9 protein-coding genes are annotated in these 11,942 nt (G+C 59.6%); 5 read left to right on the forward strand and 4 right to left on the reverse strand.

All coding sequences use genetic code 11. The annotated features are described in order from the left end of the window. Window positions 1-1,038 precede the first annotated feature (1,038 nt). Window positions 1,039-1,782: an acetoacetyl-CoA reductase gene (gene phbB, locus FVF58_RS05795; protein WP_149668938.1), complete on the forward strand. Its 744-nt coding sequence runs from the start codon at window positions 1,039-1,041 to the stop codon at window positions 1,780-1,782. A 256-nt stretch (window positions 1,783-2,038) separates the two neighbouring features. Here the strand turns inward: phbB and FVF58_RS05800 are convergent, their stop codons facing one another. After that, window positions 2,039-3,028, reverse strand: a complete 990-nt coding sequence (locus FVF58_RS05800; RefSeq protein WP_149669140.1) for a LysR family transcriptional regulator — start codon at window positions 3,026-3,028, stop codon at window positions 2,039-2,041. Between the two features lie 158 nt (window positions 3,029-3,186). Here FVF58_RS05800 and FVF58_RS05805 point away from each other — a divergent pair, with 158 nt between their 5' ends. The 4 genes from FVF58_RS05805 to FVF58_RS05815 all read left to right on the forward strand — a co-directional run bounded on the left by FVF58_RS05805 (window position 3,187) and on the right by FVF58_RS05815 (window position 7,551). Then, window positions 3,187-4,407 carry a fumarylacetoacetate hydrolase family protein gene (locus tag FVF58_RS05805; protein ID WP_149668939.1) on the forward strand — a complete coding sequence of 407 codons (1,221 nt, stop codon included), beginning with the start codon at window positions 3,187-3,189 and terminating at the stop codon, window positions 4,405-4,407. Between the two features lie 70 nt (window positions 4,408-4,477). Next, complete coding sequence (locus FVF58_RS05810) at window positions 4,478-5,815, forward strand: MFS transporter (RefSeq protein WP_149668940.1); 1,338 nt, start codon at window positions 4,478-4,480, stop codon at window positions 5,813-5,815. Window positions 5,816-5,857: 42 nt separating this feature from the next. Beyond that, a complete protein-coding gene (locus FVF58_RS54110) occupies window positions 5,858-5,989 on the forward strand; it encodes a hypothetical protein (protein ID WP_281291143.1) in 132 nt (43 codons plus the stop codon). Next, a complete protein-coding gene (locus tag FVF58_RS05815) occupies window positions 5,986-7,551 on the forward strand; it encodes a UxaA family hydrolase (protein ID WP_149668941.1) in 1,566 nt (521 codons plus the stop codon). Before FVF58_RS54110 ends, FVF58_RS05815 begins: the two co-directional genes overlap by 4 nt. A gap of 411 nt (window positions 7,552-7,962) precedes the next feature. On the opposite strand, the gene FVF58_RS05820 is transcribed toward FVF58_RS05815, so the two are convergent. The 3 genes from FVF58_RS05820 to FVF58_RS05830 all read right to left on the reverse strand — a co-directional run bounded on the left by FVF58_RS05820 (window position 7,963) and on the right by FVF58_RS05830 (window position 11,809). Next, the gene (locus FVF58_RS05820; protein WP_149668942.1) at window positions 7,963-9,309 is read right to left on the reverse strand and encodes an MFS transporter; all 1,347 of its coding nucleotides are present in this window, start codon (window positions 9,307-9,309) and stop codon (window positions 7,963-7,965) included. Window positions 9,310-9,388: 79 nt separating this feature from the next. Next, window positions 9,389-10,468: a Gfo/Idh/MocA family protein gene (locus tag FVF58_RS05825; protein WP_149668943.1), complete on the reverse strand. Its 1,080-nt coding sequence runs from the start codon at window positions 10,466-10,468 to the stop codon at window positions 9,389-9,391. 285 nt (window positions 10,469-10,753) lie between these two features. Beyond that, window positions 10,754-11,809: an aldo/keto reductase gene (locus FVF58_RS05830; protein ID WP_149668944.1), complete on the reverse strand. Its 1,056-nt coding sequence runs from the start codon at window positions 11,807-11,809 to the stop codon at window positions 10,754-10,756. Window positions 11,810-11,942 lie beyond the last annotated feature (133 nt).

Genomic DNA, 11,942 nt, shown 5'->3' on the forward strand with positions numbered 1-11,942 from the left:
GCGAATGTACACAAAGCTCGGCGCTTCTGCTGAAGGGCAAATGAAACATCAGGCGTGTGTGGAGGTCGTGTGGGCGCATTTCGCTTTGCTCGCACGCACCGGGAATACCTTGTCGTTGCTGACATAGCGAGGGCTGGCAAGAGGCGGACGCCAGCGCACGAACGTCACTTGCTGCGAAGGCTAGACCTTCGGCGCTTTTTTATTACCAATTGTTCGGGAGGCACATGCGCGCTCTGGACGCAGGCTCTAGGCGGCATTCAAAAGAACCGACTTTCATTCTCAAGATGAACTCTTCCAGTCACTGTCACATTGATCACGATGATCTTCGCTGGCTAACTGGGATGTCTCTTTGCGTGGCGAGTTGAACTACAACGTAACGGTTAGTTGTAGAACTGACTTTTTCGCAAAACAGTTGTGTGCAAAATCGGTGGATTGGGAAAGAGATTTCACACTGCCAACAGCGTAAGGCGATCTTCGTATGAGGCTGCCCCGAGTACATGATCCATGCGTTCATTCTCGCTGCCGGGCGACCACTGGATGTCAGCCGATAGTCGGCGCGCGGCGCTATCACCGCATCCACGTGGGCGAAACCAGTCCGTCGCGCGCGAGTTGACGCGACGTTTTTGGCTCTTTTCTGCACGTTGTCATCGACGCAAGGCCCGTCGCAGAAGTTAGTTTCCGCGGGGAAAGTATGAAACCGTCAAGTGCCTGCTTGTGATCGCAGGATCTGGCTGAAATAATCAGCTGGCATGCTTTCTTGATCGGCATATCTTAGTTCTTCGGACCGCATTCGACTCAGGTACCGTTCGTCAACCGACGAGCGCTGCTTGCGTGGCGCATCGCCACCCGCAGGCGTATCAAACTTCATTCACGTAACACCAGAAGCCTAAAAAACAGCGCAGTTCGATCAATGCTGGAGCCAGTGTTCTCTGCAACCTGGGAGGAGGTGACGCATTGTGGCAAACCAATGGTGCGTTGTGCGGGACGGCCATTGGCTATTCTTGATCCTCGCAGATACTACTATCACGGGTGGAAAGGATGACGAAGCGAATCGTTGTTGTAACGGGCGGTATGGGCGGCCTTGGAGAGGCGATCAGCATGAAACTGCACGACGCTGGTTATGCCGTCGTAGTAACGCACTCGACAAGCAATACGGGTCCAGCCGAATGGCTGGCGGGCATGGAATCTCAGGGTCGCGCTTTTCGCGCATATCCGGTCGATGTGGCCGACTATGACTCATGCCAGCACTGCGTAGCAAGAATTCAGGTCGAAGTCGGCCCCGTCGCCATTTTAGTGAACAACGCCGGGATCACGCAGGACATGACACTCAGGAAAATGGACAAGGTCAACTGGGACGCGGTGATTCGCACCAATCTGGATTCGGTGTTCAATATGACCAAGCCGTTGTGCGAAGACATGGTCGCGCGCGGCTGGGGGCGCATCATCAACATCTCGTCCGTCAACGGGGCGAAGGGCTCTGTCGGCCAGACTAATTACGCCGCGGCCAAGGCTGGCATGCACGGCTTCACCAAATCGCTGGCGCTGGAAGTCGCCCGCAAGGGCGTAACTGTCAACACGATTTCGCCAGGCTATCTTGCCACGAAGATGGTCACTGCGATTCCGAAGGAGATTCTGGACACAAAGATCCTGCCGCAGATTCCGGCCGGTCGTCTGGGCAAGCCAGACGAAGTCGCGGCCCTTGTCAGGTATCTGTGCTCGGACGATGCAGGTTTTGTGACCGGGTCCAATATCGCCATCAACGGCGGGCAGCATATGCATTGATGCAGCGGCCTGTGACATCGTAGCGTCATCGACGCCATCGTCCAGCTTTTGTATTCGCGCGATGTAGCAACGCGAATACGTGTCTCAAGCTGGAGGAAGGTTCACACTGAGCACCCACGAACGTTCAAAGGTCGAGTTGCAAGCGGGCCTTTGTTCGTCGTGGGCTTGCGATCTCCAGGGTCAACGTTGCCCGCCGGGCGTATCAATCTGTTGGGTTGACGGTTCGGTAACGGACCGCTTTCGTCGAGCCATATCGTCACGTTGCCTCACACGATCCATCCCCCGCTGGAAGCGCCCGATCGCCCACCTGTACGGCAACCGAACGCAAAATGGCGATGAATTCCTGCATGGGCTGCGACGGCAACTCGTACTTGCGTGTGACGATCCCGTAGCTCGTCATGGTCCGCTTGATGGGAACGGGCAGGTGCCCGAGAAGACCCTTGCGCACATATTTTTCGACGGCCGCACGCGGCTGCAGCGAAATCATGTCGGTCGCCTGCAACAGTTCCAGTGTCGAAAAGATTGAAGGCGTTTCCACCATGCCCACCGGCGCAGGAATGCCCGCGCCGGTAAACGTTTCGTCGAACAACTGCCTGATAGCCGTCGCTTGCGGATAGAGAATCCATGGCCACGCGCCAAGATCGGCCAACTCCAGCCGCTGCTGCTGCAGCAATGGGTGATGCTGTCCGACCACCACCCAGACCGGTTCTCCGGACAGCACCTCGAAGTCGAAAAGCACTTTATGGCGCGACTCGGTCAGCCGGCCAACCATCACGTCCAGCTTCCTTTCTTCAAGCCAGATCGCCAGTTGGTCGCTGCTCTGTTCGACCAGCTTGATGACCAGTTTTGGCCGCTGCTGGCGGATCTCCTTGATGCCCGTTGTCACCACCTGAGCGGCTGAAGCCGAGATAGCGCCCACGGTGAGATGCCCGTAGCCGCCGTCGCGCAAGGTGCTGAACTCGCTCACGAACTTGCCCAGATCCGCTACCGCCGTGGTTGCATAGCGCACGGACAATGCGCCGAGATCGGTTGGGCGCATCTCCCGTGGCAACCGTTCGAACAGCTGGGCTCCGAACATCGATTCGATGTCACTCAGGATTTTTGTCGCCGCGGGCTGGGTGATGAGCATCTGTTCGGCTGCGATGCGCAAGTTGTGTGTGCGTCCGAGGGCGTCGAGCAGTTGGAGATGTCTGAAACGCAGCCTTGTCAGGACGCTCGACGTACGCACCGCAAATTGTCTGGACATGGGGTAAACGCGTATGAACTCATAACCGGATGGAATCGATTGTACTGAATAAGAGATTGGATGTTTATCGGTTGGCTGCCTAGAGTTGCAGCTGCGCGAATCGTCGCGCGAACTGGCAGCAACGCCCGCGCGGCAGACAAACATCCGTGGAGACAGACATGACATCCCGGCTTTCACTCAGCGCAACGGACACGCTTCCGTCGGACGGCTTGTCCGGCACACTGGTCGGCCGCGCCTGGGTGCCTGCCACGCAATCAATGCCCGCGGGCCCCGCAGTCGTCGTCTTGCGCGCCGATGGCGTGTTCGACATTTCCGACGCGGCACCGACCATCAGCAGCTTGCTCGAGCGGGACGATCCGGTCGCCACGGTGCGGGCCGCGAGTGGCCGCTGGATCGGCAAGCTGGACACGATCATCGCGAATACGGCTGATGCAACAGGCGATACGGCGCGCAACCCGGAGCGCGTCCAGCTGCTCGCGCCTTGCGATCTGCAGGTCATCAAGGCAGCAGGGGTGACTTTCGCGGCGAGCCTGATTGAACGAGTGATCGAAGAGCAGGCAAAGGGCGACCCGCAAGGCGCGGTGCGTGTGCGCGACCAGATCAGGTCGCTCGTCGGCGATAGCCTCACCAGCATCCGGCCGGACTCCGCCGAGGCGCGCGAATTGAAGGCGCTGCTGATCGAGCAGGGGCTATGGTCCCAATACCTGGAAGTCGGAATCGGCCCTGACGCCGAAGTCTTCACAAAAGCGCCGGTGCTGGCGGCGTTAGGTACGGGCACGGAGATCGGGCTGCATCCGAAGTCGGCCTGGAACAACCCGGAGCCGGAAATCGTGCTGTCGATCGACAGTCGCGGCCGCGCGCTCGGCGCGACTCTGGGCAACGACGTCAATCTGCGCGACTTCGAAGGACGCAGTGCACTCCTGCTGGGCAAGGCGAAGGACAACAATGGCTCGTGTGCGATTGGCCCTTTTCTGCGGCTTTTCGACGAGACTTTCTCGATCGACGATGTGCGCCGTGCGACGGTCGATTTGCGCGTCGAGGGCAGCGACGGCTTTGTCTTGCGTGGTACGAGTTCGATGGACCAGATCACGCGCGACCCGCTCGATCTCGTTTCGCAGACGATCAGCTCGACCCACCAATACCCCGATGGCGCGCTGCTGTTCCTCGGGACGCTGTTTGCACCAATCGAAGACCGCGACGCCGCTGGAGCGGGCTTCACACACAAGCTGGGCGACATCGTGAAGATTTCGAGCCGCAAGCTCGGCACGCTGGTCAACCGGGTCAACCACAGCGACCGCATCGAGCCGTGGACCTTCGGGGTGCGCGCGCTGATGGCGAACCTTGCTGCACGAGGACTACTCGGCACAGCCTCTCTGTGATCACGTACTAACCCGCTTTAACTCGCCATAACAGACCGGCGTACCCGGCTTCCCCAAGGAGACAGACGAGATGCAGACTCAACATGTTACGCAAGAGCCGTTGGAAAGCGCAGTGCGCAAGGCGCGTCTGCGGCTCGCGCCCTTCCTCGCGCTGATGTTCGCGCTATCGATGCTTGACCGTTCGAACGTCGGGTTTGTCAAACAGGCCCTGCAAGTCGATTCGAACATCGGCAACGCGGCGTTTGCGCTCGGCGCCGGGATCTTCTTCATCGGCTATGCGGTGTTTGAGATCCCGAGCAATCTGATGTTGCACCGGGTGGGTGCGAAAGTCTGGTTGAGCCGGATCATGGTCACCTGGGGGCTTGCATCGGCGGCCATGATGTTTGCGCACAACGAGACCTCGTTCTATACGCTGCGATTCATTCTGGGCGTGGCCGAAGCAGGCTTTTCCCCCGGCGTCATCCTCTATACCACGTACTGGTTCCCCGCGCGTGAACGCGGCAAGGCGCTAGGCATCTACTACTTCGGTTTGCCAGTGGCGCTCGTGCTGGGCAGCCCGCTGTCAGGTTATTTGATGGAAGTCATGGGCGGGCGCCTCGGGCTGCACAACTGGCAATGGATGTTCCTTATCGAAGGTCTCGCTGCGTCAACGGTCGGCATCGTCGCGTTCTTCTATCTGGTTAGCAAACCGCGCCACGCGAAGTGGCTGACGCCGGCCGAAAAAGACGCCCTGGAAAACGCCATTGCAGCGGAAGACCGGCACAAGGTCAAGCATGGGCCGGCTACCGCGCTGAGCGCGCTGCGCAACTGGAACGTACTTCGCTTCGTAGCGATCTATTTCGCCATTCAGGTCAGCGTGTATGGCGTGATCTTCTACCTGCCGACGCGGATTTCGGAGCTGACCGGTACCGCCATCGGCTCGAAGGTCGGCTTTCTGACCGCGATTCCCTGGTTGTGCGCACTCATTGCGCTGCGCTTCATCACCGGCTACGCGGACGCGAAGGGGAAGCATCGGCAGCTCGCCGTCGCCATGCTGGCGGCGGCCGCAGCGGGGATTGCACTATCGACCCTCGGCAATCACATCGGACCTGTGCTCGTCGCATTCTGTATAGCGACGGTCGGCTTCGTTGTCGTTCAGCCGCTCTTCTGGACCTTGCCGACGGCCTACCTGAGCGGTACCGCGGCAGCGAGCGGGATTGCAATGATCGGCGCGCTCGGCAATCTCGGCGGCTTCATCGCGCCGACGTTGAAGACGGCAGTGGAGACGCTCTTCCATAGCCCGCGTGCGGGTATGTTCACCCTGGCATTGGCAGGTGTCATCGGCGTGCTGCTGCTTCTGAGCATCGGCTTGCATTCACGCCGCGTAACCGAAGCGCCGATAGGTTCGCCCAAAGCGACGCTGCGCTAGGCACATGCAGGCACGCTGCACACGATTTAACCGGAAATTCACATGACCATTCTCGAATATCATTACATCGGTGGACTGCGCAGCGCCTGCGCATCGAATCATGCGCTCGACGGCCTCGATGCCGTAGCGGGCGAGGCAGTGCGCGCAGCTCAGGTCGAGGAGGCCACGTCATGAGATTCGACGCTGAAAATGTGATCGCCGATGCTTCGGCAGGCGTAGAGCCAGTCGTGCAACTGCACGCGGATGACGATGTCGTCATCGCGCGGCACCAGCTTGTTGCGGGCATGCGCATCCGCAGCAGTCTTGCCGTACGTGGGTTGATCCCGGCGGGTCATAAGCTTGCCGTACGCAGCATCGAAGCGGGTGCGCCGGTACGGCGCTATGGGCAGATCATCGGCTTCGCGACACGTGCCATCGAAGCCGGGGAGCACGTCCATACGCACAACCTTGCGATGGGCGACTTCGATCGGGATTATGCTTTCGGCGCGGATGCAAAGCCCGCGCCGACGGTCGCGGCAGCGGCACGGTTCATGGGCATCGCACGCCCTGACGGGCGTGTCGCCACGCGCAACTACATCGGCATCCTGACCTCGGTCAATTGCTCCGCAACGGCAGCGCGCGCCATCGCAGATTACTTTCGTCGCGATATCCATCCGCAAGCGCTTGCGGACTATCCAAACGTTGATGGCGTGATTGCGCTGACGCACGGTCAAGGCTGCGCGATCGATTCCGAAGGCGAAGCGCTGGAAATGATCCGACGCACGCTCGGTGGTTATGCACGGCATCCAAATTTCGCCGGTGTATTGATCGTCGGGCTGGGCTGCGAAACCAATCAGATCGACGGGCTTGTGCAAAGCCAGGGTCTTACGCCCGGCGCGGCGCTGAAGACGATGACCATTCAGGCGACCGGCGGCACGGCGCGCACGGTGGCGGCGGGCATCGAACAGGTCAAGGCGATGCTCGTGGAAGCGAACAACGTACGGCGCGAGTCCGTCGATGCAAAGCATCTGGTGATCGGCTTGCAATGCGGCGGCTCGGACGGCTACTCCGGCATTACCGCCAATCCGGCACTCGGTGCGGCAGTCGATCGTCTGGTCTCGCATGGCGGAACGGCGATTCTCTCCGAAACCCCCGAGGTGTACGGCGCCGAACATCTATTGACGCGCCGTGCCGCGTCACGCGAAGTCGGCGAAAAGCTTATCGCACGGATTCACTGGTGGGAAGCTTACTGCGCTCGAATGAACGCCGATCTGAACAACAATCCATCGGCTGGGAACAAAGCCGGCGGCCTGACAACGATCCTCGAAAAGTCGCTTGGCGCCGTAGCGAAAGGCGGCACGACCAATCTCGTCGACGTGTACCGGTATGCCGAACTGGTCCGGGCACACGGTCTCGTTTTCATGGATACGCCGGGCTACGATCCGGTTTCCGCGACCGGGCAGGTCGCGGGTGGGGCAAACCTGATCTGCTTTACGACCGGCCGCGGCTCCGCCTATGGTTGTGCGCCGTCGCCATCGTTGAAATTGGGAACCAATACCGCTTTGTGGCAACGCCAGGAGGAGGACATTGATCTGAATTGCGGGTCGATTCTCGACGGCGAACGAACGGTCGACGAACTCGGTGAAGAGATCTTCCAACTCATGCTTGCAACCGCGTCGGGCCAGGCATCGAAGAGCGAGATTCACGGATACGGCCAGAATGAATTCGTGCCCTGGCAGATTGGCGCCATCACATAGAGTGGCGTTTGCGTTTTCTCAGGTTGTGCATCAGGCGGGCCTCAGGCCCTGACTACCGGGGCTGACTATCGGGTGCTAAAGAGCGTCCGTTCCTTGCTCGGAACTGGACGCTCGCAAGTTGCATCCGACCGGCATCGAGCCGACGAGGGCGAGTGAAGACGCCCCGATCGCCTGAAATTCCGTGGCGATCGTCTGGATTTCTCCATCCAGAATCCGCACTGACATCTCTCTTGCGCTTCGAATCGAGCCGGCAGCATTTCGCGCTCAATCACTCCTGTAATCGCTCACCTCGAAGGGCGTCGCGCGCCGACTCGTTAAACGCAACTAACGGCCGAGGATCGATCGCGCCGCCGTCACAAGTCAAGATCAGTTCTGCAGACGCTCAAGCGGCGCACGTCCGCGCATAGAAGTCTAGTTCGACTGCATCACCGGGTACACGTCGGGCTCCCTCTTCTTCGGCGGCACGATCATTTCGATTTTGCCGACGAGGAAGATATACGAAAGGATGCCCAGAACGGCGACGATCGAGACGTACCACATCGCATAGTGGAAGCTATGCGTGCGCTGCAGGATCATGCCGAAAACGATGGGCGTAGCAATGCCGGACAGATTGCCGAACAGATTCAGGAAGCCACCCATCGTACCGATGAAATTGCGCGGAATGACGTCCGTAAACACCACCCAGCCGAGATTCGCGACGTTGTTTCCAAAAAAGGCCAGCGAAAGGATCCCGATCGCAATGACGGGCTGGTTTTCGAAAAAATTGACGATGACGATCATGGCCGTCAACACGAGGCCGATTATCACCGGCGTCTTGCGCGCGAACGTGACCGATTTGCCCCTTTTCAGGAGGCTGTCACTGAGGAAGCCACCCGCCAGCATGCCGAGCATCGCCATGAGATAAGGAATGGATGCGCCCAGTCCCGCTTTGGAAAGCGTGAGATTCAAAGCCTTTTCAAGGTAGACGATGAACCATGTCATGAAGAAGATCAGCGTCGAGTTATAGGCGAACTGCGTGATGAACAGGCCCCAGACAGTTTTGTTCTTGAGGAAGTACAGCACGTCGTCTCTCTCGACCACGGTGCTGACCGTGGATTGATCCTGAGATCCGTACCCGCCCCCGGCCCTGATAAGGTCGAGTTCGGCCTGAGCGGTTCTCCTGCTGTCTTTGGGGTCGCGATAAACGATCAGCCAGTAGACCCCAAAGACGATCCCCACTCCGCCGGTTGCATAGAACACCATTTGCCAGCCGTAACGGCTCGTCAGAAAGCTCAGGACGGGCGTGAACAATGCAAGCCCGATGTATTGCGAACTGATATAGGTCGCCGTCGCCCTTGCGCGTTCGTTCTTCGGAAACCAGTTCGCGACGATTTTCGTATTCGACAGGTACGACGGCGCTTCAGCGAGGCCAATCAGGGCCCGGCAGACCAGTAGCACCGCAAACGAGGCGCCCAAGGCTGCGAAAAGATGATGGGAAGCAAAACCCATCGCGAATGTACACGCGCTCCAGATGACTATTGCACTGCCGTATAGAACTCTCGATCCGATTCGATCGAGGAGATACCCGACGGGAAGCTGGGCGGCCGCATACGTCCACGTGAACATCGAAAAGAGCAGGCCGAGCTGGGTCGGCGAAAGGCCGAATTCCCCCTGGATCCTGCTGCCCGCGATCGAGAGATTCGCACGATCCATGTAGTTGATGGCCGTGACTACAAACAGTAAAAAGACAATGAAATATCGGGTCTTTGTTGTTTTCATAATTTTGAATTCAAGAAGCCGCCTGGAGGTTCGCCCCAACATGCATTGTCTGCATGGAACACCGGCTTCGTCGTCCTGCTCAGAGTGGGAGTTTTACAACCGCATTGTTCTGCGTGCTGCGATAGATGGCCGTGAACAGCTCTACGGTCTTCCGGCCGTCCAGTCCGTCGATCAAAGGCTTCGTGCCGTTGCCGACGGCAGTCAGGAAATCTTCTATTTGCCGCTCGTGATAGAAGTACAGGGAATCCGCGGAATTGAAAAACTCCGCATCCGCTTTTTTCCACTCGGCGAGCATTGCTTCTTCGCTTTTGATCGTCCAGATGTCGTTGTAAGGCGGTTCGGTGATGGTCGAGACGCCCGCGATGAACATCGCGCCGCCGTCCGTCTGCACGCCGACCGACGCGCCGTTGTCTCCGTGAATATGGACCTTCCCGTACAAAGCAGGATTCTGTGAGTTGCTGACCAGAACGTTGGCAATCGCGCCGCTTTTGAACTTGATGATGGCCGCCGCGGTGTCTTCGACTTCGATGTAGTCGTGGTTGACGTTCTTCCACACGCCGTAGACCTCGTCGATATCGCCCAGATACCAGAGGAGCAGATCGAGCTGATGAGGCGCCTGGTTCACGAGCACGCCGCCTCCCTCGCCAGCCCACGAGCCGCGCCAGGGATCGCTTTCGTAGTACTGGCGGTCGCGCCATCCGAGCATGACGACGTTGCCGATCACAGGGCGGCCGATCTTGCCCGCATCGATGGCCTGCTTGACTCGCATTGCGGACGGATAAAAGCGCCGCTGGCATACTACGCCGACCGTACGCCGGTGCTCTTCGGCACATGAAAGAATGGCATCGCAATCTTCGAGAGAAGAAGCGAGGGGCTTCTCTATGAGAACGTGACAGCCGCCTTTCAAGGCGGCGATCGCAACGGGAGCGTGCTGAGGATGCGGAGTGCAGATGCATACCACGTCGACTTGCGCGACTTCCACCATCTCTTCGACGCTATCGAACGCATGCACGCCGTATTGTTTGCCGAAGGTCTCTGCTCGATCGAGAGAGGTGCTGCATACCGCAACGAAGTCCGAGTTCTCGAGATTCGAGAGCGCCCGGGCATGGAAATGACCGACCTTTCCGCAGCCGACGATGGCCGTTCTAAGTTTTTTCATGGCAATTCGGTGTTACGTCGTTAGTTTGAAGGCGAGCGAGGCGCTGCCGCCACCGGTCCGGTGGCAGCGCACGATATCGATCGCGGATTGCGTGACGGCTGGAGTGACGGGGCATCCGTCGGCTTGATGGCGCGGCAGGCTCCTGACGGCGCACGGTCAAGTGAAGTCGCTGCAAGCGCATGTCGACTTCACGATGGAGCAACTGCGATCCGGCCAGGGCGGACATCTGTGTATGACCTGCGATCTTTCAGGGCGGCCGGGGAGCGACCCCGGCCGCATCACACTCTATGCCTTGAGATGGGGCCCCAGCAGTGACAGGTCCGCAACCGAAAGACGATCGTGCGCGGTCTGCACCTGATGCCAGTACGGATAGAGCAGGGGCGGCGCGCTCACCTTGTCGAGCCGCGCGCGTTGTTCGGCGCTCAGCGTGAGGTTCGCCGCACCGAGGTTGTCGAGCAGTTGCTTCTCGTTGCGCCCGCCGATGATGACCGACGTGACGGCGGGGCGCCCGAGCGTCCATGCGAGCGCAACCTGAGCGGCCGAGACGTTCTGCTCGCTGGCGATCTCGACAAGCGTGTCCACAATCAACCACAGCCGTTCGGCGTCGCGAATCGGCGGCTCCGTCCAGCCGGCGAGCTGACGCGTGCCCTCGGGCGTCGCATCGCGCCGGTGCTTGCCCGACAGCAGGCCGCCGGCGAGCGGGCTCCAGACCAGAATGCCCAGGCCTTGATCGAGCGCGATCGGCGCGAGTTCGTACTCCGCTTCGCGTGCTTCGAGCGTGTAATGGATCTGCTGGCTCACGAAGCGCGGCAGACGATCGCGTTCGCTCACATGCAACGCCTTCATCAGGTGCCAGCCTGAGTAGTTCGAGCAGCCGACATAGCGCACCTTGCCATGCCGGACAAGCAGGTCGAGCGCTTCAAGCGTTTCTTCGAGCGGCGTGAGTCCGTCCCATTCGTGCACCTGATAGAGGTCGATCACATCGGTCTTGAGACGGCGCAGGCTCGCCTCGCAGGCTTCTATCAAATGATGCCGCGACAGACCCCGGTCGTTCGGACCGTCACCCATCGGAAAGCGGGCTTTCGTCGCGATCAGCACACCGCCTTTGCGCTTGCCGCCGAGCGCCTGACCGACGATTTCCTCCGATGCACCGTTCGAATAGACGTCCGCGGTATCGATCAGGTTGACACCCGCGTCGATGCACATGTCGATCTGCCGGCGCGCGTCGTCGAGACCGACTTCGCCTACGCTCGCGAATTTGCCTTTGCCGCCCATCGTCATCGTGCCTAGCGTGATGGTCGACACCTTGAGGCCCGAACGGCCCAGTTGACGGTAGTCCATGATGAAGCAATCTCCATGTATGTTGCGAGGATTCGCAGCCGACGTGCGGTCGTTGAGTCCCATTGCGTCCGCATTTCGTGCGCAGTGTTCCTCGACCTCCCCAGAGGCCCGACGATAGCGGAGTTTGAATTAC

This window comes from Paraburkholderia panacisoli (assembly GCF_008369935.1).
Lineage (GTDB): Bacteria > Pseudomonadota > Gammaproteobacteria > Burkholderiales > Burkholderiaceae > Paraburkholderia > Paraburkholderia panacisoli.

Bases quoted from the DNA above. Each gene is read 5' to 3' on its own strand.
- FVF58_RS05815 (WP_149668941.1), top strand. From the start codon at position 5,986: ATGAGATTCGACGCTGAAAATGTGATCGCCGATGCTTCGGCAGGCGTA.
- FVF58_RS05820 (WP_149668942.1), bottom strand. From the start codon at position 9,309: ATGAAAACAACAAAGACCCGATATTTCATTGTCTTTTTACTGTTTGTA.
- FVF58_RS05825 (WP_149668943.1), bottom strand. From the start codon at position 10,468: ATGAAAAAACTTAGAACGGCCATCGTCGGCTGCGGAAAGGTCGGTCAT.
- FVF58_RS05810 (WP_149668940.1), top strand. From the start codon at position 4,478: ATGCAGACTCAACATGTTACGCAAGAGCCGTTGGAAAGCGCAGTGCGC.
- FVF58_RS54110 (WP_281291143.1), top strand. From the start codon at position 5,858: ATGACCATTCTCGAATATCATTACATCGGTGGACTGCGCAGCGCCTGC.
- FVF58_RS05800 (WP_149669140.1), bottom strand. From the start codon at position 3,028: ATGTCCAGACAATTTGCGGTGCGTACGTCGAGCGTCCTGACAAGGCTG.
- FVF58_RS05830 (WP_149668944.1), bottom strand. From the start codon at position 11,809: ATGGACTACCGTCAACTGGGCCGTTCGGGCCTCAAGGTGTCGACCATC.
- phbB (WP_149668938.1), top strand. From the start codon at position 1,039: ATGACGAAGCGAATCGTTGTTGTAACGGGCGGTATGGGCGGCCTTGGA.
- FVF58_RS05805 (WP_149668939.1), top strand. From the start codon at position 3,187: ATGACATCCCGGCTTTCACTCAGCGCAACGGACACGCTTCCGTCGGAC.